This window comes from Pseudoalteromonas sp. B131b, assembly GCF_037162545.1.
GTDB classification, from domain to species: Bacteria; Pseudomonadota; Gammaproteobacteria; order Enterobacterales; family Alteromonadaceae; genus Pseudoalteromonas; species Pseudoalteromonas fuliginea.
The window spans coordinates 554,218-575,977 of sequence record NZ_JARLUZ010000001.1; the positions used below are offsets into that span (position 1 = coordinate 554,218).

At 38.4% G+C, this 21,760-nt stretch carries 14 protein-coding genes, 1 tRNA gene and 6 pseudogenes; 9 read left to right on the forward strand and 12 right to left on the reverse strand.

The annotated features are described in order from the left end of the window. Positions 1–133: 133 nt before the first annotated feature. Together P4S65_RS02670 and P4S65_RS02675 are read right to left on the reverse strand one after the other, a co-directional pair. The gene (locus P4S65_RS02670) at positions 134–457 is read right to left on the reverse strand and encodes a c-type cytochrome (protein WP_096793870.1); all 324 of its coding nucleotides are present in this window, start codon (positions 455–457) and stop codon (positions 134–136) included. Positions 458–640: 183 nt separating this feature from the next. Continuing rightward, positions 641–1,179 (reverse strand): annotated as a pseudogene (locus tag P4S65_RS02675) (DUF2058 domain-containing protein). Between the two features lie 198 nt (positions 1,180–1,377). Here P4S65_RS02675 and P4S65_RS02680 point away from each other — a divergent pair. Continuing rightward, positions 1,378–2,524 (forward strand): annotated as a pseudogene (locus P4S65_RS02680) (MFS transporter). Here the strand turns inward: P4S65_RS02680 and P4S65_RS02685 are convergent. Both P4S65_RS02685 and P4S65_RS02690 read right to left on the reverse strand, forming a co-directional pair. Continuing rightward, positions 2,491–2,991, reverse strand: a complete 501-nt coding sequence (locus P4S65_RS02685) for a prolyl-tRNA synthetase associated domain-containing protein (protein WP_008138855.1) — start codon at positions 2,989–2,991, stop codon at positions 2,491–2,493. The pseudogene P4S65_RS02680 and the gene P4S65_RS02685 overlap by 34 nt on opposite strands. A gap of 1 nt (position 2,992) precedes the next feature. After that, positions 2,993–3,387 (reverse strand): annotated as a pseudogene (locus tag P4S65_RS02690) (hypothetical protein). Positions 3,388–3,552: 165 nt separating this feature from the next. Between P4S65_RS02690 and P4S65_RS02695 the strand changes: the two are divergent. The 7 genes and pseudogenes from P4S65_RS02695 (at position 3,553) to P4S65_RS02725 (ending at position 10,522) form a co-directional block, all read left to right on the forward strand. After that, a tRNA-Ala gene (locus P4S65_RS02695) sits at positions 3,553–3,628 on the forward strand. A gap of 149 nt (positions 3,629–3,777) precedes the next feature. After that, positions 3,778–5,038: pseudogene (locus tag P4S65_RS02700) on the forward strand (ABC transporter substrate-binding protein). Between the two features lie 50 nt (positions 5,039–5,088). After that, positions 5,089–5,562 carry a hypothetical protein gene (locus P4S65_RS02705; RefSeq protein WP_337119529.1) on the forward strand — a complete coding sequence of 158 codons (474 nt, stop codon included), beginning with the start codon at positions 5,089–5,091 and terminating at the stop codon, positions 5,560–5,562. A 128-nt stretch (positions 5,563–5,690) separates the two neighbouring features. Beyond that, positions 5,691–6,413, forward strand: coding sequence for a histidine kinase dimerization/phospho-acceptor domain-containing protein (locus tag P4S65_RS02710; protein ID WP_337119530.1), 723 nt, complete (start codon positions 5,691–5,693; stop codon positions 6,411–6,413). Positions 6,414–6,595: 182 nt separating this feature from the next. Further along, positions 6,596–6,832 (forward strand): annotated as a pseudogene (locus P4S65_RS02715) (ATP-binding protein); the annotation flags it as partial. A gap of 132 nt (positions 6,833–6,964) precedes the next feature. Beyond that, positions 6,965–8,260, forward strand: coding sequence for a response regulator (locus P4S65_RS02720; RefSeq protein ID WP_337119531.1), 1,296 nt, complete (start codon positions 6,965–6,967; stop codon positions 8,258–8,260). Positions 8,261–8,323: 63 nt separating this feature from the next. Next, on the forward strand, positions 8,324–10,522 hold the full coding sequence (locus P4S65_RS02725) for a two-component system response regulator (RefSeq protein ID WP_033030464.1): 2,199 nt from the start codon (positions 8,324–8,326) through the stop codon (positions 10,520–10,522). A 55-nt stretch (positions 10,523–10,577) separates the two neighbouring features. On the opposite strand, the gene P4S65_RS02730 is transcribed toward P4S65_RS02725, so the two are convergent. Both P4S65_RS02730 and proB read right to left on the reverse strand, forming a co-directional pair. After that, on the reverse strand, positions 10,578–11,825 hold the full coding sequence (locus P4S65_RS02730; RefSeq protein WP_096793873.1) for a glutamate-5-semialdehyde dehydrogenase: 1,248 nt from the start codon (positions 11,823–11,825) through the stop codon (positions 10,578–10,580). Further along, a complete protein-coding gene (gene proB / locus P4S65_RS02735; RefSeq protein WP_007375946.1) occupies positions 11,822–12,928 on the reverse strand; it encodes a glutamate 5-kinase in 1,107 nt (368 codons plus the stop codon). The genes P4S65_RS02730 and proB overlap by 4 nt, the downstream gene beginning before the upstream one ends. Before the next feature lie 862 nt (positions 12,929–13,790). Here proB and P4S65_RS02740 point away from each other — a divergent pair. After that, positions 13,791–15,637, forward strand: a pseudogene (locus P4S65_RS02740) (cation:proton antiporter). 69 nt (positions 15,638–15,706) lie between these two features. Here P4S65_RS02740 and P4S65_RS02745 read toward each other — a convergent pair. The 6 genes from P4S65_RS02745 to hfq all read right to left on the reverse strand — a co-directional run bounded on the left by P4S65_RS02745 (position 15,707) and on the right by hfq (position 21,707). After that, positions 15,707–16,345, reverse strand: a complete 639-nt coding sequence (locus P4S65_RS02745) for a tetratricopeptide repeat protein (protein ID WP_337119532.1) — start codon at positions 16,343–16,345, stop codon at positions 15,707–15,709. 112 nt (positions 16,346–16,457) lie between these two features. Then, positions 16,458–17,771: an adenylosuccinate synthase gene (locus tag P4S65_RS02750; protein WP_007375943.1), complete on the reverse strand. Its 1,314-nt coding sequence runs from the start codon at positions 17,769–17,771 to the stop codon at positions 16,458–16,460. A 213-nt stretch (positions 17,772–17,984) separates the two neighbouring features. Next, the gene (gene hflC / locus P4S65_RS02755; RefSeq protein ID WP_007375942.1) at positions 17,985–18,863 is read right to left on the reverse strand and encodes a protease modulator HflC; all 879 of its coding nucleotides are present in this window, start codon (positions 18,861–18,863) and stop codon (positions 17,985–17,987) included. Between the two features lie 5 nt (positions 18,864–18,868). After that, positions 18,869–20,038 carry an FtsH protease activity modulator HflK gene (gene hflK / locus P4S65_RS02760; RefSeq protein WP_007375941.1) on the reverse strand — a complete coding sequence of 390 codons (1,170 nt, stop codon included), beginning with the start codon at positions 20,036–20,038 and terminating at the stop codon, positions 18,869–18,871. A gap of 100 nt (positions 20,039–20,138) precedes the next feature. Beyond that, positions 20,139–21,428, reverse strand: coding sequence for a ribosome rescue GTPase HflX (gene hflX / locus P4S65_RS02765; RefSeq protein ID WP_337119533.1), 1,290 nt, complete (start codon positions 21,426–21,428; stop codon positions 20,139–20,141). Positions 21,429–21,443: 15 nt separating this feature from the next. After that, positions 21,444–21,707, reverse strand: coding sequence for an RNA chaperone Hfq (gene hfq, locus P4S65_RS02770; protein WP_007375939.1), 264 nt, complete (start codon positions 21,705–21,707; stop codon positions 21,444–21,446). Between the last annotated feature and the right edge of the window lie 53 nt (positions 21,708–21,760).

Genomic DNA, 21,760 nt, shown 5'->3' on the forward strand with positions numbered 1-21,760 from the left:
TGTACGAACAGATGTTTAGAAGTCTAAAGCAGTCTCTATTTTATAGCAAACACCAAACAAAACAGCCACACTATTGTGTGGCTGTTTGTAAAGCTAAAATACCAATTGCATTCAAATGGTATAGCTGCGTAAATTATTTTACGTTAGCTAGGTAATCTGCAATTGCTTCAAACTCTTCATCAGTTACCGTTGCAACCATTGCTTTCATGGCCATGGTCATACCGTTGTTACGTGCACCTGATTTAATGTCTTTCATTTGCGCTACTAAATAGTCTTTGTTTTGACCGTTTAGTTTAGGGTACATACCCATAATTGGTGCTTTACCTTCAGCGCCGTGACAAGTTTGACAATTTTTAGCGGTATAAAGTGCAGCGCCATCGGCAGCAGCTACATTAAACGAGAAGCTTGCGGCTAAAGTAATACCCGCGCCTAATAGTAGTGTTTTCATCTTGCTCATTGTATTTACTCTTCTTTTTTGACGGTTAGAAAAACTGTTCTATTGATTGTAGTAAACAATCAAATAAAAAGCATACGTACGAAACGACGCTAGACGATCAACTTAACCAAAAAACGCTAACTCGTTTCTATCCCACTTTTATATACTTTAGCAAATAAAAATGAGCTTACCCTTAATAGACTATTACCACACTATATCATCTGGTACTTCAAAGTCTGCGTATGGGTCATCTTCATCTTTTGGTTTGTTTTCTGGCTCCACATGAAAAACAATATACTTTTCGTCAACTTCAGCCACTTTGCGTGCTGGTTCGTCGTCTAAAACGTAAAATTGCCCTTCTAGTACACAGATAGCTAAACGACCACCCGATAACGCTTTTTGCGTTTTCTCGTTCACATCGATATTTTTTACTTTGTTTTGATAAGTAAAATTAAATGTGCGCTCACCACGAATAGCGTCTTGGTTGTGGTGCTCTAAAATTTGTTTAACACGCGCTTCTTGTTCGCGCTGCTTTAAGCTAACTTGGCGTGTTTGGTTAAGCTCTTCAGCCTTTTTTTGTTGCTCTAGCTTGGTTTGTTGGATGTGCTTTTGCAGATCACTTGGGTTACTAGTAGCCCCTTTCTTTTGCTTTTTTGTTGCTTACGTTTTTCTGATTTAGCAACTTTAGCATTATGCGATGTTGTTAATCCTGCTTGAAGCAATTGGTCTTGTAATGAACCCATGGCTTTGTTCCACTAAAAACTAATATTAAGGTTATTTTAATCACCAACGACTCTAAATAACAGCGCTATCGACATTAATCTAACAAACTAGTTAAAACAAACCATGATATAGCGCAAAGAGCGTGCTTTTAATTATGCATTAAAAGCAATTTTTAATACAATGCCACCTAACCAATCAGCAAATGTACAAGGCATATAATGCGTTTACCTCATCTACTCGTTTGCTCGGTATTTATATTTTTTGTACTTTATGCGCCACAGCCCTTACTCAGTCTTTTTGCGAATGAGTTTAATGTAGCCCCTGCGGTAGCTGGCAGCTTAATGACCGCAACTATGCTGCCCTTGGCCATTGCACCACTTGTTTATGGTGTACTTTTAGCAAAACGCAACCCATTACTCGTATTGCGTATTGCAATGGTATTTTTAGGACTTAGTAGCCTGCTTTTCATTTATGTACCGAGCTTTGAACTTTTGCTCTTGGTTAGATTTCTACAAGGTTTAACGCTTCCAGCAGCTTTAACAGCAATGACTAGCTATATAGGCATGAGCTACAGCGCAGATGCCCTTCAAAAAAATATGACCCTGTATATTGGTAGCAGTATAGTTGGAGGTTACTTTGGCCGCGTACTCGCCGCTTTGTTTAGCGATTTGTGGCATTGGCAAAGTTTTTATTATGTTATTGCTTTTATGCTTATTTTTTGGCTTTAACAATTAAGCATTCTCGCTTTTCAAACCCAGCTACACCGTCGCAGCTCTCCCTCTAGATTACCTTAAACAACTTAAAGAAGGTGCTGTACTTAAAGTGTATGGCGCCGTTTTTTGTATGTTTTTTTGTTTCGCTGCACTACTTAATTACTTACCGTTTATATTACAAAACACGTTTTTACTTACGAATACTCGTGACATAGGTTTAGTTTACAGTGGTTATTTAATTGGTGCACTCGCCTCTATTACTGCACCTTGGCTGCTTAAAAAAACACCTTCATCTTGGCATCTTTTAGTCGCTGTATTTAGTTTTTATAGTGTGAGTATTATTTTATTAATGAGCCACCAACTTAGCTTATTTTTAATCGCATTTACTTTGTTTTGTGGGGCAATGTTTGTAATCCATTCAACTGCAGCGCCGCTCGTTAACAAAATAAGTAAAGCCCCACCAAGCGTAACCAATGGCGGGTATGTATCATTTTATTACAGTGGTGGTGCATTAGGGTCGTTATTACCCGGTGTGGTATACCAACATTATGGGCAAACAGCGTTTATGTTTACGCTGCTTGCGGTTTGCTTATGCGGTTTATCGTTAATTGTGTGGGCTTATTTTGAGGGTAAAAATACAACTCGCGGTTGATGCTTTGTGTAATTAAAAAAAGTTTCTAAGTCAGCCTTGCTAAGCAACCATGTTTGGGTATTTTCAAATGGATGACAATGGAACAAATCGCCACCCCAAATATCTTGGTCAACCCATAAGCTCACTTCGTTTTGCTTATCATTTAAAAGAGCCAACATAGATACACACCCAGGAGCCACTTTTAAATATTTAGCTAGCCGCTCACTTGATGCAAACCCTAAGCGTGAAAGACCTTGCTGCTTTGACAATACCTTTAAGTCGAGTTGTTTATCGTGCGCTGTAATAACTAAAAAATGTCGCTTACCCTCATTGTCACGTAAAAATAAATTTTTAAGACGTGTACCTGGGCGCTCAATCATAAACTCATCAGCCGCTAAGCTAGTATGTAGCGGCGGATGCTCTATTACATCGTAATTAATATCTAGGTGCGCTAAAAGCTCTGCTAACTTAGTTTTATCAGCCAACATATTACAAACAACGTCCTCTTAATTGCACACTCAAATCTCGCCATATAACGTCATTGACTTCGTGTTCGTTATCGCAATACTGACGCTCTTTTAGCTCTTGATTTAATAACTCAACAGCTTGGTCTTCTAGCTGCAACTTTAAAACACTCGACTCTTCAAAATGCTCTTGCTCAATATATTGCTTAACCTCACCACGACTTGGTCTGTTATTAGGACCACGGTCAAGATTAAAGTTTTCACGATGCTTAGCTTTTACTGAAACAACATAAGCAAAAATTTTATTACCTTGCGCATCTTTTTTTCATGAAACTGTTTGTTGTTTATTTCAAAAGGAGGCCCGTCACTTGACGCACAACCTGCGAGTAAAACCATCATCACTAGAACACTTTTTTTCATGCTTTTTGTCGTTTTAGTTTGTAATTAAGCCGAGTCTATCAAAATTTGTCATAAACAGTAAAAATTAGCGAAAAAATACTTGACCAAATTTATAAAAAAATTTAAAGTTCGTCCCGCTTGGAACTCAGCAGCCAAGTAATTACGTAAATCGTAATTTAGGAATGTGGGGCTATAGCTCAGCTGGGAGAGCGCCTGCCTTGCACGCAGGAGGTCAGCAGTTCGATCCTGCTTAGCTCCACCACTTTCCTAACTCCTCATCAAAAAACAAAAACTATTTTTTCGTAGTGTTAATTACTTTCTTTTCTAACTAATTTTTATAACTTTCAACTTGAGTCTTTACAACTTATTAGCTATATATAATGTCATATGTATTAATGCTTTAGGCTTATCATGGACACCCCTAAGCGCTCAACGTTGAAAAAACTTGCTGTTATTGGTTTGACTGCTGGCGCGATTACGCAAGCTCCTTATGTTTTTGCCCGAAAAAAGTCACTTTAAGAGTCCTTGGTACACATGTCACATTACAAGATGCTATTCGAAAACAAGCGATGAGCGACTTGGGTATTAATATCGAATTTACACCCGCAGGCAGTGCAGCCGTTTTACAAAGAGCGTCAATGGCCCCAAGCTCCTTTGATCTATACGAACAATGGTCAAATAGCATAAATGTGCTGTGGAATGCAGGCTCTATACAGCCAATAGAAAAAAACGACTCACTTACTTTAATGAAATTAACAACCTTACTAAAACAGGAAAGCTCACCGAAAATGCAAATATTGGTGCAGGCGATGCTCCGTATAAATTATTAAATGTCCAACCCGATGGTACATTAAGCGAGCACGAAAGCGATCACATAAGCTTTTTGCCTTATGTGCACAATGTCGACTCTTTTGGTTACAACACTGATTTCATCAAACCAGGTATAGCTTACGAAACAGAAAGCTGGAGTTGGCTATTAGATGATACGAACCGAGGAAAAGTAGCCATTGTAAATGCCCCTACTATCGGATTATTCGATTTGGCCTTAGCTGCACAAAGCAAAGGCCTCATAAAATTTAATAATATCGGTTCAATAACGCGTTCAGAAATGGATCGACTCTTTAGTATATTACTTGATTTTAAACGCCAAGGTCACTTTAGTGGGTACTGGAACTCTGTGCCAGAATCAATCGAGTTTATGAAGAGCAAACGTGCGCATATAGAGAGCATGTTCTCACCAGCAGTAGCCGCGCTTAATAGCCAAGGTGTTAATGTGCGCTTTGCCGCTCCAAAAGAGGGTTACAGAGGCTGGCACGGTGTGATGTGCTTATCGTCACAAACACAAAATAGCGTTAAAGATGCTGCTTACGATTATATGAATTGGTGGTTATCAGGTTGGCCGGGGGCTTTTATAGCTCGTCAAGGTTATTACATTAGCAACCCTGAACGCTCAAAGCCACTACTGAGTTCTTCTGAATGGGACTACTGGTACGATGGTAAAGCAACTGAAATAGACTTACGAAATACCAACGGTGATATAACGATAAAAGCAGGAGAGGAACGAAATGGAGGTAGTTATCTCAAACGTTTCAGTAATGTTGCAGTATGGAACAGTGTTATGCCAACCTACGATTACAGTTTGCAAAAATGGCATGAGTTAATTAGTCGCTAATGAAAATTCGTTCGATAAAATCAAAAATAATTTTAGCTTTGTGCTTACTTATGAGCTTATTAGTACTGCAAAGCTATTTATTTAATTATTCACAAAAATCATTATTAAACTTACAAAAAGCACAACACAATGCACTGATGCAAAATGAAAGTGTAACGCGTTTAGAAAACGATGTTATTTCACTGCAAAGTCAGGCGATTGCTTATGTTGATAAAGCAAATCAAAATACAATCGAAAAATTCGACCTTTATTTAAATGAAGCAAATAAAAACCTCAATCTCTTAAAAAGCAATTCTGTAGAGCATTCTTTAGAGTATCAAAGTGCACTAAACAGACTTGGTGACTACCTAAGTAACTATCAAGACACGTTCAATCAAATTGTGATGAATCGAACTAAACGAGAGCAACTTTACATAACGCAATTTAAACAACCTATTACAGATCTAAAAATACAGATAACGAAATTAGAAACGCAAGCTTCCCTAAAAGCAAAGCTATTTTTAGCGATATATTGCTTACTATAAGTAACCTAGAGCACGCGGTAGTAAGTTACCTGTATAAACCTAATTTTGACGAAGCACAAAATGTTAATAAAAACCTTGAGCATTTACACTCAAAATTAGCGAAAGCACCTAGCATAAGCAGTGTCTCCATGAACACGATTACAAACTTAAAGAAAGCTTACAGCCAATTAATGCTGCTGACACGTAGCTACACTTTTTCGATTAATGTTGTGCTTACTGGTATTGAAAACGAATTACTCTATTTAGCTAATCAAGTCAAAAAAACTGAAAAACTGAAATTTAATGAAACTGAAAAACAGCTCAGCTCCCACCTAATAAGCTACACAGAACAAGCGAATTTATTCGCTTTATTAATTACGATTATTGTTATATCAGTCGGCTACTTTATTTTTAGATCGGTCATTAAACCAATTACTCAGTTAACCACTTTACTAAACGATATGAGTAATGAAAAACAAGTTACGCTCAATAAAAACCATCATAATCAAAGCGAGATATCCGCAGTAATAAAAGCAGCAAATATGTTGTATCAAAAAAATCAGCAAACCAAAGAGTTACTGATTGAAACGCAGGCGTTAAATATCCAAATGGAGACTATGAACAAAGAGCTTACAGTTGCGATAGCACAAGCCGAAAGTGCTAACAAAACAAAAAGTGACTTTGTGGCAAATATGAGTCACGAGCTGCGAACACCAATGAATGGCGTATTAGGTATGCTACAGCTTTTAAGAGACAGTACTTTACCTACTAAACAGCAACATTACGCAGACAAAGCATATTCAAGTGCACATAATTTACTGCATATCCTGAATAATATTTTAGATTTTTCTAAACTTGAATCAAAAAAATAAAAATAGAAGAAATACCATTTACTCTCGACTCTATTGTAAAAAACACGGGCAATTTATTTAAAGATACCGCGAATCAAAAAGGCTTAGCACTTGAATTTAATCTACATGCTGACCCACATTTAGAGCTGATAGGGGATCCATTTCATCTGAACCAAATCATCAATAATTGCGTCGGAAACGCAATAAAATTCACTGAACATGGGAAAATTCAGTTAATTGTAGAAACAATATCCCAACAAAAAAACATAATTGATTTAAGGTTTTGTATTAAAGATACAGGCGTAGGAATTGAACCTGAACAGGTCGAGAAAGTATTTAACTCTTTTTATCAAGGTGATGCTTCTATTACTCGCAAATACGGTGGCACGGGGCTTGGGTTAACTATTAGCCAACAATTTACAAAAGTACTCGGTGGAAAAATTCAAATTCGAAGCGAAAAAGATAAAGGCAGTGAGTTTTATTTCACCTTACCATTTAAACTTTCACCACAACACAGACAAAAAAAACGAGCCTTACTCATTACGCCACAAAAAGAACAAGCTGCCCAACTTGTGTCTTTACTCAGCAGTGTTGGAATAACACCCGAAACAACAGAAGAGCCGCTACGCGCTCTCGCTAAAATATCTCAACCAAGCTCTCCTTTTGATATTGTCATTTTGTCATTGACGCAAGAAGAAGCCAAAAACAGTATTATTCTTCAAAAACTCACTGAAAGCAGTCAGCTATCTAAAAACAATTTAAAAATCATCATAATAATTACGGATACCGATCAGCCTCACACCCAGCCAACACAAAAAAATGTACATATTATAAATAACAGTTACAAACAGTCGGATATCTTAAAATTACTTGCATCTGAAAGCAAAGCAAGCATCACCCCAAAGCCTGATAACTTGATTAAATTTACTGGTATAAAAGCACTCATTGTTGACGATAACCCTCTGAATATAGAAATCACCTCTGCAATGTTAAAAAAATTAGATCTAGACATTGTAACGGCAATGAACGGGCTGGAAGCCGTTGAGTGTGTTAAAAACAATATATTCGACATTATTTTTATGGATATTCAAATGCCAGTAATGGATGGTATTTTAGCCACCAGTAAAATTAGAGAAAATGGTGAAACGCTACCAATAGTTGCATTAACCGCGGCAGTACTTCCTGAGGATAAAAAGGCAGCTATTGATGCAGGTATGAATGACTTTTTAACCAAGCCCCTCATTTTTGATATGCTATTTCAAAGCCTTGAAAAGAATTTATCAACGCCCCAAAGTGGTTTACTCATTAATATCCCTCTAGCACTTGATAACTTAGATAATAATGAACGTTTGCTAAATAAATTGATTACACAGTTCGCGATAGACTATGAAAACTTTATTGTAAAGTTTCAAAAGCTACAAGAAACTAATAATAATATTGAACTTGCCCGCCATGTTCATGCAATAAAGGGTTTAGCGGGCACTTTAGGATTAGAAGTTTTAGAGCAGCTAGCTAAAAAAATTGAATCTCAAATACGCAATAAAGAAGTTGTTTCATTTTCACTGTTTAGTGAGCAATTTGTAATTACTTTGCATGCAATTAAACAGTATCTAACAACTCAACGCCTTAGCGAAGATGTCAATTTAGAGGGCAATGAAAATGCAAGCGAACTTACAACCCTTATTGATAAAATTTATGAATTAACAATTAACTCAAAGCCAATTCCTAGCAGCTTAGTAAGAAGCTTAAATGGCTTCACTTTGAAATCTCCCCATCCTTTACTCGGACTTAAGTCGGCAATAAATCAATTTGACTATCAATTAGTATTAGAGTTGATAAGCCAATTTCGTGATGACAATTTAAATTAGCCAAGCGTAAAAAACTAAGCTAGATTAGATATTAAAGACTCAAAAGGATTGAATGTGCATTCGATGTATCCGGCTAAAAATATTAGTGAAGCTCAAGATAAAAAACACAAACCCTTAGTGTTAATTGTTGATGATGAGCCAAATAATCTTCATGTATTAGTTGAAGGGTTACTTGCTGACTATGACGTAAGAGTATCCATTAGCGGCGAACAAGCCCTAACTTTTATAGAATCAACACGCCCTGATTTAATTCTGCTTGATATAATGATGCCGGGTATGGATGGCTATGAAGTATGTGAAATATTAAAATCACGCCAAAATACCAAAGGAATCCCCATTATTTTTGTGACAGCACTGACCACTGAAGACTCAGAAGAACATGGGTTTGAATTAGGTGCTATTGATTATATCCACAAGCCTTATAAACTTGCTTTAGTAAGAGCCAGAATTCGTACTCACATAACATCGCAAGGTATGTTAGACCGACTTATAGAGAAGAACTTTGACCTGCACGATAAGCTCCTTGAAATAGAATCTCTAGCACAAGAATTAAGTGAAAGAGAAGAGGAGCTTAAGCAATTATCATCTAAACAAAAACTTTTCTATCAGGCGTTGGTGAGTACTGCCGATGGTGTTGTTATTACTGATTCCGATGGAAAAATAATTGCCGTTAACCCTTCATTTTGCCGTATCACAGGCTTTACTGAAGCCGAAGCGCTAGATATTAAGTTACATAAGCTAAAACAAAATAATCAACCTGGCATTAGTTTTAATAATGTTTGGCTCCACGCAAACAAAGCCGGCTATTGGAGCGGAGAGCTCGTTACGCGTCGTAAAAATGGTGAGCTATATCCTGAATTACTGACACTAAGTATGGTAAAAGGTGAACAAGACTCAAATGTTCATTTCATTGGTGTATTTAGTGATATTTCGAGTTTGAAAGTAACTCAAGAACGCATTGACTACCTTACTTGGCATGACGAACTAACCGCTTTACCTAACCGAAACGGTTTTCTAAAGCAGCTAGAACAACAATTACAGCGATGTTCTTTAGACAATAACTATGCTTATATTTATATAATAGACATAGACAGCTTTCACTCAATTAATGATGGCCTTGGTTTGTTAGCAGGCGACAAAGTTCTTAAAGAACTTGCCAATCGTATCCATAATAAACTTGATAAAAAAGACGTTATTGCACGCTTAGGCAGCGATGAATTTGCCGCTTTGAGTAGTGTTGACAAAGGCGTTGGTCGACTAAGATCACAAGAAATTGCAGAACATAAGGCACAAGAGTTATTAAGAGTTATTAACGAGCCTTTCATAATTGATGATCAACAAATAAGTATTACAATTAGCATCGGCACCTATATTTTCCCTAGAGAAGATCAGTGGGAAAATGCGATTGAAACGATCAGAAACTGCGAAGCTGCTTGTTATAAAGCAAAAGAAAAAGGCGGTAATAGAGTCACTTTCTTTGATAACTCTTTTGGTGAACAGGCAAAGCGCCGCTTTGAAATTGAACAAGACTTACGAAAAGCAATATCGCAAAATGAATTAACACTTTATGTTCAGTCTCAATTTGATAGTCAGCAAAAGTTAAAAGGTGGCGAAGTGCTCTTACGGTGGATGCATCCTGAGAAAGGCTTTATTAGCCCCGCTGAGTTTATTCCTATTGCTGAAGAGTCAGACATTATTTATGAACTAGACTCATGGGTACTTACAAATTCTTTGTCGCTTATTCAACAGTTAGATGATCGTCATTCAACACTGAGCTTATCGGTAAATATTAGTGGTAGACACTTTCATGAAGCACGTTTCCTATCATTATTAAAAACTAAAATAGAGTTTTACGAAATAAAACCAAACCAGTTAACTATCGAAATTATTGAAGGCACCTTACTCAATCACATAGAGTCCGCCATTGAGGCGGTACAATACCTAAAAAACTTAGGTGTTCGTGTATCCATTGATGACTTTGGTACGGGTTATTCAAGCCTTACCTACCTCAAACAATTGCCTATTCAAGAATTGAAGATAGACCGCTCATTTGTGTTTGATGCGCCGACTGATAACAACGATAAATTAATTATTGATATGATTGTTAGCTTAGGAAAGCTATTTCAGTTGAAAGTTGTTGCCGAAGGAGTAGAGAATCAGTCCCACTTTGATTTATTCCAAGAGTACCCTGAAGTAATTATGCAAGGCTATCATTTGCATAAGCCAGAACCAGCAAGTGATTGGATAAAAAAATTAAAATAAACCACAAATACAGCAAAGCCGAGCAATGCTCGGCTTTATTACTTACATCGTTAATTTATTCACGAACTTGGCCTTCGCCATTTACTAAGTACTTCTCAGTAGTGAGTGATTCAAGCCCCATTGGACCGTATGCATGAAGCTTGGAGGTCGCTATACCAATCTCCGCACCTAGACCCAATTGTGAGCCATCAGAAAAGCGAGATGACGCGTTAACCATTACTACAGAAGCATCAACACTGCGTTGAAATAACTCTGCGGCAGTTTGATTTTTAGTACAAATTACTTCGGTGTGGTTTGAACCGAACTGTGCAATATGCTCAACTGCTGCCGTAAAGCTTGGAACAACGCGAATAGCAATTTCTAAATCTAGATACTCTTCACCAAATTCATCATCAGCTAAAACGGTTGCGTTATCAAAATATTTAGCTGCAAAACTGTCTGCATTTATTTTCACACCTTCTTGGCGTAGTACGACTGCACACAGATTAAAAAACTCATCTGCCACATCTTGATGAACAACTAAGCCCTCTAGTGCATTACAAACACCGGTACGCTGCGTTTTACCATTAAGTAGTAAGTTAAGGGCTACTTCTAGATCTGCATCTTTATCCACATATAGATGACAAACACCTTTGTAATGCTGAATTACAGGAATCGTACTGTTTTCAGTAACAAAGTTGATTAAGCCTTCGCCGCCACGTGGAATAATTAAATCAATACTTTCGCGTTGCTGCATTAACTCCATTAATAGCGCACGATCTGGATCTGGAATCACTGAAATAAGTGATACTGGTAAGTTATGCTTTTCAAGTACGCTATGCATCACACTTGCGATAGCTTGTGAACTTCTAAGTGCTTCTTTACCGCCACGTAAAATTACGCCATTACCTGATTTAAAACATAATGCACCAGCGTCTGCTGTCACATTCGGGCGTGCTTCGTAAATCATACATACAACGCCAAGAGGTACGCGCATTTTACGAATTTTGATACCATTTGGACGCTCGGTAATATCTCGTAGCTGACCAACAGGATCATCAAGGCTTACTATAACTTCAATGCCTTGTGCCATTGATTCAATACGCTCATCGTTTAACGTTAAGCGGTCGATCATTGAGGCAGCTAAGTTATTGTCGCGTGCTGCGCTTAAATCACTTTCATTTTCTTTTATTATAAATGCTTTTTGCTCTCTTAATGCCGCTGCCATTTCAACTAATACTTGGTTTTTAGTCTCGGTATCGAGTAAAGCAAGTGTATGTGCAGCTTTAGCTGCCTGACGTGAAATGTCCGTAATTAAACTCATGACTTCTCCAATAATGCGATATGTTTTTCAGATATAACTGGTCCAATTGAATCCTGCATTTTTTCGCTGAATTCACTCTGTTCGTTGTCTGCAATAAAGTTTAACAAACAGCTACTATAATTTGCGGTCGCTTTAGCTAGACGCGTACCGTCTTCACTTCGTACTAAAATGGTATCACCGATAGCAAATTCACCGTGTACTTCAACGATCTCATCGCCGCGAATACACCCAGTTTCACCTTCTAATGACTCATCAAACGACCCATCAACAACAACTTCACCTTGCTCGTTTGCTGTATGTGTCATCCAATGTACAGAATCTTGCATTGGCTTTTCGTATGGCGAAAAAATAGTACCTGGATTTTCTCCAGCTAATAATCGAGTAAATGTTTCTTCTTTAAAGCCATTAATAATATAAGTGGCTATACCGTGTGATGTTGCCTTTTCCGCAGCCTCTATTTTGGTTTTCATACCACCGGTGCCCACAGCACTCGTAGCACATCCTGCCATAGCATAAATAGATTCATCAATTGATTTTATTTCAGGTAATAAAACAGCATCGTCGTGCAAATTAGGATTTTTATCATATAACCCATCAACATCCGAAAAAATCAGTAAAGCATCTGCATCTGCTGCAGCGGCAACCATAGCAGATAAATTATCGTTATCACCTACTCGTAAATCGTCTGTTGTCACAGCATCATTTTCATTGATGATTGGTAGCACACCGTGCTCAAGTAACGTAAATACGGTTTCCCGAATACTTTGATAACGCTCATGATCACGTAAATCACCATGAGTTAATAGTAATTGCGCTGATGGAAAGTCGAAAAAACGGTCCCACATGGCAATCATTTCTGTTTGGCCTGCTGCCGCCATTGCCTTTTTCATTACAACTGAACGTGGTTTATCTGATGGAAACAAGTGCGCGCCAGCCGCTACCGAACCTGACGAAACCAGGATCACCTCAATACCACGCGCACGGCAACGAACAATAAACTGTGCGATGGTTAATATATAACGTGAACGGCAGCCATCGTGATCCGGTGCAATTAATGCGCTGCCTACTTTAAGTACAATGCGTCGCCAATTTAACTTTTGCATAAATGCTCAACTTTCCATTTTATTTGCGCTCACTACTCGTGAGCTAAAACTAAGTAGCTAGGTATAAAACCTTGCTTCGAATTTATTTATCGTTTGACAGCACTTTTAAACGCACACAAAAAGGCCAAATCTAAAACGTTGTTTTAAATTTAAGCTCAGATATAAAGTAGCACCCACCCAGTGTTATGAGCAGTACCAATAAGAAAGTTTAAAAGTGTTGTTTATGCATCGCTGTAAAAAGCTGTGTGTGGCTTTTCTATTAACAACATACATAGAGCCTCTAGAGTCTGATACACCAACAGATAGGGTGAAGACTCAAGGACCGAGATTTAATCGCCACGATGGGGATTAAATATTGAAAAGTAATAGTTCAACTCAAACCTTTATTTGTTAAATAAAATAAACAAACTTGTCCAGTAAAACCATACTTAAGAATTCGGAAAATAAAATTTTAACGTTCAGATACTAATTTAGTATCCAAAACATGATTATAAGCAGTAAAAATGACCGTAGTATTAACGTTCAACTATTTCAACCAACAATCTTAATTAGATAACTAATAATTCGAACTCGAAGTATAATACGCTAAATTACACAGTAAGATCAAGGCTAAAATTCAAACAGAGCTATTACACATTAATAATAAAATATATATTTTCATTATAAATCAACAAGATAATAGTAGTTAATGTGCTTTTATAAAGTCTTTGCATCCAAGATCCAAAATTAAAGATCACTAATCTTTTATTAGCAGCTAAAATTGATTAGTAATATTTGAATTTCCCGTGTATACCCCTGTATTAATAATTAACAAAAGTTATACTTTTAAAATATATCGTCATAAATAAGGAATTCTTAATCTATGTCAGCAATTTATATAGCCGGTATCGCACTTTGCTCTGTACTTGCCCAGTGGGTCGCGTGGGCATTTAGAGTACCCGCTATTCTTTTTTATTGCTTACTGGTCTTTTACTTGGGCCATTTAGTGGTGTTTTAGACCCTGATGCATTGTTAGGTGATTTACTGTTTCCAGTTGTATCACTAAGCGTTGCAATCATTTTATTTGAAGGTTCACTTACTCTGCATTTCAGAGAATTAAAAGGGATTGGAAAAGTTGTAAGAAACCTTTGCTCAATCGGCATGCTTACTACCTGTATTATTATTAGCCTAAGCGCCTATTGGTTACTTGAGCTTAATTGGCGTGTAGCTGCAGTATTAGGTGCAGTGCTAGTTGTAACAGGCCCTACTGTGATAGCACCGCTATTAAACTCAATGCGCCCAACACAAGACATTGACCGCATACTACGCTGGGAAGGTATTGTAATAGACCCAATCGGCGCATTGTTTGCTGTATTAGTATTTGAAGCCGTAATGCTTGTAGGCCAAGGCGAAGTATTTAGCCACACTATTATTGCTTTAGTTAAAACCCTCGGCGTTGGTTTAAGTATTGGTGTTGCTGCAGGCTGGCTAACAACACTATTAATGCGCCGCGAATGGCTACCATTTGAATTACATAAGTTTGGAATTTTAGCGTTAGTACTCATTAGTTTTTCTGTATCAAACTATTTAAGCCATGAATCGGGTCTTTTAGCTGTGACAGTATTTGGCATTTGGCTTGCTAACCAAGACGATTTAGAAATAGATTCTGTACTGGAGTTCAAAGAAGACTTGTCGATGATATTAATATCAACGCTGTTTATTTTACTTGCAGCACGCTTACAGCTCTCTGATTTAATGATGCTCGACAGCGATGTATTTATATTTTTAGCCATCGTACTTTTTGTTGCACGCCCATTATGTATTGCTATTTCGACCTTTGGTACTGACCTACCAATGAAGTCTCGCTTGGTACTTGCTTGGATAGCTCCACGCGGTATAGTCGCCGCTGCCGTTGGGTCGGTATTTGCGCTTAGTATGATGGAGTCTGGTGTTGCTGATGCTGAAAAAATGGTACCTCTCATATTTACAGTAATTATAATTACCGTTGTACTACAGAGCTTAACTGCGATTCCTGTTGCTAAACTTTTAGGTGTACGCCAACCGTCGCCAAATACGATTTTGATTATTGGTGCAAACCATGTTGCACGTGCCATTGGCCGAGGCTTAAAAGATCAAAATATTCCTGTTCATTTATCAGACCCAGCATGGGAAAACTGTAGAATGGCACGTATGGATGGCTTAGCGTGTTATTACGGTAACCCGCAATCGGAGCACGCCGAACGCTATTTACCACTAACTACTATTCGCAGTGTACTAGCACTCTCACCTAATCGTCATCACAACGCGTTGGGCGTCCAATATTTTTCTCACTTACTTAATGAGAAAAATGTATTCTCATTGCGCTCTTCAACGTCGCACGCAAAAGCAAATAAAGACAGCGCAACGTTTTTATCACGACAAATACTTTTTGGTGACGAAGGGTCATATGCACGCTTAAGCAGCATTATAGCTAAAGGTGGTAAAGTTAGTTCAACACGTATTTCTGATGAATTTAGCTGGGAGCAATATCTAGAAATGAACCCTGAGGCTATACCACTGTTTATTCTCATTGGTGATAAAGACAGTGATGAGGATACACCAATTAAGCTCAGACCGTTTACAATCAACATGGAAAAACCGCCGCAAGAAGGCGAACGCGTTGTTGCATTACAGCCGCCTAAAATGTCAGTTTTAAAAGACCCGCAAACAAAGGCTAAAGAAGACAGTTAAATACTTTTACAGTCTGTAAAAACTAAAAAACCCTAACTTAAAAAGTTAGGGTTTTGTTTTTTAAAGCCATTAAATAGGAAGACGAGCTCGAGCAACCACACTTGCTGGCATTTTTTCAGCTAATTGAGTAAGTGATTGTTCAATTTTTTGATGGGTTGCCTTATCTGCCACCATAGAGTTAAACAACCATCGATACGCATCTTCAAAGTCTCGTGGACTACCAAAGCCATCATTAAATAATTTAACCAAGCGCAATTGAGCTTTTAAATTGCCTTGCGATGAAGCTTCACGTAAATACGTAATTGCCATCGTTTTATCTTGTTGCACTAATCGGCCAGTGTCGTAGTAACGTCCTAGTTGCTCTAATGCTGCCGCTAAGCCCTGCTGAGCAGCTTTACGCATATAATACACACCTAACTCTACATTTCGATCAACGCATACGTTATAAGCCAGCATATCGCCATATAAAAACTGATAAGACGGTAACGCCATTTTATTGGCTCGTGCTTCTATATCTTGCACTAACTGGCAATCATCAGCCTTTACGCGCTGTAAATGGACATTTTTATTTATCAATGCAATCAACTCAGGCTCAGTGTACAACGGCACAGCAGCAGATGTTTCCTCAGCTAAGCTATTGAAACTTATGAGTAAAGAGAGTGATGTTAGCGATATTGCCAACATTGAATTACAAAATAATAAACGCATATTCGCCACATATAAAAATGATATCTACAAAATACTATACAAAGATCGTTCCAAAGTGAATTTTAGGCACAAAAAAAGCTGCACTAGGCAGCTTTTTTTAATCTAATAGTAATTACGCAAACGGGTTGCGAAGTACCATAGTCTCTACACGATCTGGGCCTGTAGAAATAATATCAATTGGAACACCCGTAATTTCTTCAATACGCTTGATGTAGTCAATTGCAGCTTTTGGTAAACCGTCAAGACTTGTTACACCAACTGTGTTCTCTGACCAACCTGGCATCTCTTCGTATACTGGTGTTACTTTATCGTAACCTTCAGCTGCTAATGGCGTTACGTTAGTAACTGTACCATCTTCGAGCTTGTAACCAATACAGATTTTAAGTGTTTCTAAACCATCTAAAACGTCAAGCTTAGTTAAACAAAAACCTGAAATACTGTTGATTTGAACTGCACGGCGCATAGCCACTGCATCTAACCAACCAGTACGACGAAGTCGACCTGTTGTTGCGCCAAACTCATGGCCTTTATCGCCTAAATGCTTACCAACTGGATCTTGTTTATCAAGACCATCGTAAAGCTCTGTAGGGAAAGGACCTGAACCAACACGTGTCGTGTACGCTTTAATAATACCTAGAACGTAATCAAGGTTTAATGGACCAAAACCTGCACCCGTCGCAACGCCACCAGCGGTAGTATTTGAAGACGTTACATAAGGGTAAGTACCGTGATCGATATCAAGTAACGTACCTTGTGCACCTTCAAATAAAATGTTTTCGCCTGCTAAACGCGTTTGATCTAAAAGCTCAGTTACATCTACAACCATTGCTTTTAAGATATCAGCAACAGCCATTGCATCATCAAACGTTTTTTGGAAATCTACAGCATCTACTTTGTAGTAGTTAACTAAAGTGAAGTTATGGTATTCAAGAACTTCTTTTAATTTAGTTGCAAATAATTCCGGATTAAACAAGTCACCTACACGTAAACCACGGCGCGCCACTTTATCTTCGTACGCTGGACCGATACCACGACCGGTAGTTCCAATTGGCTTATCGCCACGAGCAGTTTCGCGGGCTACATCTAATGCAACATGGAAAGGCAAGATTAGTGGACATGCTTCGCTTATTAAAAGACGCTCGCGTACTGGTACGCCGCGCTCTTCAAGCATGCCAATTTCTCTCATTAGCGCTTCTGGTGATAAAACTACACCATTACCAATCACACATTTAACATTGTCACGTAATACACCCGATGGAATAAGGTGTAGAACCGTCTTTTCACCTTCGATAACTAAAGTATGACCCGCATTGTGGCCACCTTGATAACGAACTACTAAAGATGCTTTGTCCGTAAGGAGGTCAACTACCTTACCCTTACCTTCGTCACCCCATTGGGTGCCTAATACAACAACGTTTTTACCCATTGTAAATTCACTTAGAGAAAATTAGGACGAGATTTTACCAGAAAACTAAAGTAAAGATCACCCCTGTTCAGCTTATTTTTTCCGCGTAGTTTTTTTAAACCTAAACGATAGCTAATAACCACATAAATAACAGTAATTTAAACTATTAAATACCCATTAACAAAAAGCCCCGCAAATGCGAGGCTTTTAACTTTTAAATACTTAATGCAAAGCTTATTGAGCTTTAGCACCTTTCATATATTGGAAGAAGTCGCTATCTGGTGAAAGCACCATAACGTCTTGCTTATTTTTAAAAGTCTTTTTATATGCTTCTAACGAGCGTACAAAACTAAAGAACTCAGGGTCTTTATTATATGCATTTGCATAAATCCCAGCAGCGTCTGCATCACCTTGACCACGTACAGAACGAGAATTACGCTCTGCATCAGCAAGCATAACCGTTACACGGCGATCGACACCGGCACGAATAGTTTCAGCTTTTTCTTGACCTTCAGAACGATGCTCTTTTGCAACGGCAGTACGCTCAGCGCGCATACGTTGATAAATAGAGCTACTGACTTCTTGAGGTAGGTTAATTTGCTTAACGCGTACGTCGAGCACTTCAATACCTAACTCGCGTGCACTTTCAGAAGCTTGTACTAACGCCTCTTCCATTAACTCGCTACGCTCACCTGATACAATTTCGCGAATAGTTCGCGTACCAAAGTTAGTACGCAAGCCATTATTTACTTTTTGTTCAAGTAACGTTTCAGCATATTGCTTATCGCCACGAGCACGTAAGTAAAAAGTGCTAAAATCGTTTACACGCCATTTTACAAATGAATCAACAATTAAGTCTTTCTTTTCACTTGTAACAAAGCGGTCTGGCGTACCATCTAATGTTTGAATACGCGCATCAATACGTCGTACTTGGCTAAAAAATGGTACTTTAAAGTGTAAACCAGGGCTGTAAACAACAGCACTGTCTTCACTGTCTTTTTGTACTTTGCTAAATAGCAAAACAATTGCTTTTTGCCCTTCAGGTACAACAAAAACTGACGAGAAAGACATCACAATGGCAGCTAATAGTATTACTAAACTAAAGTTTTTCATTATGCTTATCTCCCTTCATTAAAACGATCATTGTTAAAGCGGTCATTACCACCATTAACAGTGCTATTGCGTGATGTATTCACTTTATTACGTAAATCTTGAATATCACTTGAGCTTGGTAGAGCAACACGTGTTGCTGTGCCTTGCTTATCCATGATCTTATCAAGCGGTAAATAAATCATGTTATTACCACCTTTAACATCAACCAATACTTTAGAACTACTCCCTAACACTTCTTCCATTGCATCAATGTATAAGCGCTCACGAGTAACTTCTTTAGCAGCTTGATATTCAGGTAATAACTTTTCAAACCGAGCCACTTCACCCTGTGCTTCTAAAGTTATACGCTCTTGGTAACCTTCAGCTTCCTGCGTCATACGTGTTACTTGACCACGTGCACGAGGCTCAATTTCACGGGCGTAGGCCTCTGCTTCACGAATGAAACGTTCTTCATCTTCTTGTGCAGCAATTGCATCATCAAATGCATCTTTAACTTCAGTTGGCGGACGAGAATCTTTAAAGTTAACGTCAGTTACAATTAAACCCAAGTTATATGGTTCGATAATCTTATTAAGCTCATCCCATGTATTTTGACGAACAACCTCACGACCATTAGTCAAAACTTGGTCCATTTTGGCATGGCCCACAACATAGCGCAGTGCGCTATCTAATGCTTCTTCTAAGCTGCTATCAGCATTAGTTACACTAAATTTGTAAAGATATGGGTCAATAACTCGGTATTGCACCTGAAACTCAACGCTTACTACGTTTTCGTCTTCAGTTAACATAAAGCCAGTAGCTGATAGTGAACGAACTGCTTCAATATCGACTGGGATCACTGTTTCAATAAACGTCATTTTCCAACGCAGACCTGGATCTGCAATTCGGTCATATTTGCCAAATTGAAGAACCACACCACGCTCGGCTTCTTTTACCGTGTAAATACCACTTAACGCCCATACAATAACGGCGATAATAAGTATAAATGAAATACCGGCTCCGCCAAGTCCACCACCGCTACCATTGCCGGATTTTTTCCCGCCAAATAAGCCGCCGAACTTGTTACTAAATTTACGGAACACCTCGTCTAAATCAGGTGGGCCTTGATCACGTCCGCCTTTATTATTCCACGGATCTTTGTCATTGCCATTATTACCCGGTTCATTCCAGGCCATAGCTATACTCCATTGTTATCTAAATAAATTAGGAAATTGTGTTAAATCTAACAAATCTACCGCGTTTCTCATACAAAAACCGACATTTAAACGTCAATTTTTAATTACGGCTGATAAAACCAGCAATTTCAGGACCAAATTCTTTAATTAAACGATTCCACTCAACCATAGGCATTCTAACATCTAACAGCCAATTACCTTGATCATCAAATCGCTCTTCATGCACTGCGTTTAAACTAAATAATGCAGCCCTTAGGCGACCATACAATGGCGTAAGAAATAAGGTTTCGTTAAACATTTTCTTAGCAAGTAACTCACTAATGGCCTCACTAAGTAATTCACAGCCTTCACCAGTCTGGGCGCTAAGCCACACCCTTATAGGTTGTCCTTCGTCATCGCGATCAATACGGGGAGCTGCGTTATCTAGCGCATCAATTTTATTATAAATTAATAGCTGTGGTACTTCATCGGCTTCAATTTCTTTAAGCACAGATTGTACTTGTTCAATATTTTCTTGAAGACGAGAGTCTGCTGCGTCAATTACATGTAGCTGTAAATCAGCTTCACGTGTTTCAATAAGCGTTGCTTTAAAAGCCGCGACTAAGTCATGCGGTAAATGACGAATAAAACCAACCGTATCCGCTAAAATAACGGGGCCAACATCACCTAATTCAAGCTTGCGTAAAGTTGGATCAAGCGTTGCAAACAACTGATCGGCCGCATATACGTCTGAGTGTGTAATACGATTAAATAACGTAGATTTACCCGCATTCGTGTAACCCACTAACGATACAGTAGGTATTTCATTACGTGTACGAGCTCGCCTACCTTGTTCGCGCTGTACAGCTACTTTAGCCAAACGCGCACGAATATTTTGAATACGAGCACGAAGTAATCGTCTGTCGGTTTCAAGTTGGGTTTCACCTGGCCCACGCAAGCCAATCCCGCCTTTTTGACGTTCAAGATGGGTCCAGCCTCGAATTAATCGAGTTGACATATGGCGAAGTTGTGCCAATTCAACCTGCAGCTTACCTTCATGGGTACGTGCACGTTGGGCAAAAATATCAAGAATTAGCGTCGTTCTATCAAGTACACGACACTCACAAACGCGTTCTAAGTTACGCTCTTGTGACGGTCTGAGTTGATGATTAAAAATAACGACATCTGCATTGTGGATTTTGACAATTTCAGCTATTTCTTCTGCTTTACCGGTACCGACGAATAGTTTCGGATGTGGTGCTTGACGGCTGCCTTGCACAACCGCCAAACTACTAACACCAGCAGAGGATACCAACATTTCTAATTCATGAAGATCTTCACGATCTCCTTCTTTAGGTAAGTCGATATGAACTAAAATTGCCTGTTCGCCGGATTCATAGCGGTCAAACAAGCATTACGCTCCTAATTAAAAATTTCCAGCTTCTGGCTCTTCAGTGCTCTCATCCCCTTGAACACCTTGGAAGTTGACTGCGCGAGCAGGTACAACTGTTGAAATTGCGTGTTTATACACCATTTGGTTTACAGTGTTTTCAAGTAAAATAACAAATTGGTCAAATGACTGAATTTTACCTTGTAATTTTATGCCATTTACCAAAAAGATTGATACTGGAATGCGCTCACGACGTAGTGCATTCAAAAATGGGTCTTGTAACGATTGGCCTTTTGCCATGTTATTATTCCTTCGTTCTAGGTGTTATTATAATTAAGTGGCTGAACTTATTT

Bases quoted from the DNA above. Each gene is read 5' to 3' on its own strand.
- P4S65_RS02710 (WP_337119530.1), top strand. From the start codon at position 5,691: ATGAACACGATTACAAACTTAAAGAAAGCTTACAGCCAATTAATGCTG.
- hflC (WP_007375942.1), bottom strand. From the start codon at position 18,863: ATGAAAAACTTTAGTTTAGTAATACTATTAGCTGCCATTGTGATGTCT.
- proB (WP_007375946.1), bottom strand. From the start codon at position 12,928: ATGCAAAAGTTAAATTGGCGACGCATTGTACTTAAAGTAGGCAGCGCA.
- P4S65_RS02745 (WP_337119532.1), bottom strand. From the start codon at position 16,345: ATGCGTTTATTATTTTGTAATTCAATGTTGGCAATATCGCTAACATCA.
- hflK (WP_007375941.1), bottom strand. From the start codon at position 20,038: ATGGCCTGGAATGAACCGGGTAATAATGGCAATGACAAAGATCCGTGG.
- P4S65_RS02725 (WP_033030464.1), top strand. From the start codon at position 8,324: ATGTATCCGGCTAAAAATATTAGTGAAGCTCAAGATAAAAAACACAAA.
- P4S65_RS02670 (WP_096793870.1), bottom strand. From the start codon at position 457: ATGAGCAAGATGAAAACACTACTATTAGGCGCGGGTATTACTTTAGCC.
- P4S65_RS02705 (WP_337119529.1), top strand. From the start codon at position 5,089: ATGAGCTTATTAGTACTGCAAAGCTATTTATTTAATTATTCACAAAAA.
- hfq (WP_007375939.1), bottom strand. From the start codon at position 21,707: ATGGCAAAAGGCCAATCGTTACAAGACCCATTTTTGAATGCACTACGT.
- P4S65_RS02750 (WP_007375943.1), bottom strand. From the start codon at position 17,771: ATGGGTAAAAACGTTGTTGTATTAGGCACCCAATGGGGTGACGAAGGT.
- P4S65_RS02730 (WP_096793873.1), bottom strand. From the start codon at position 11,825: ATGAGTTTAATTACGGACATTTCACGTCAGGCAGCTAAAGCTGCACAT.
- P4S65_RS02685 (WP_008138855.1), bottom strand. From the start codon at position 2,991: ATGTTGGCTGATAAAACTAAGTTAGCAGAGCTTTTAGCGCACCTAGAT.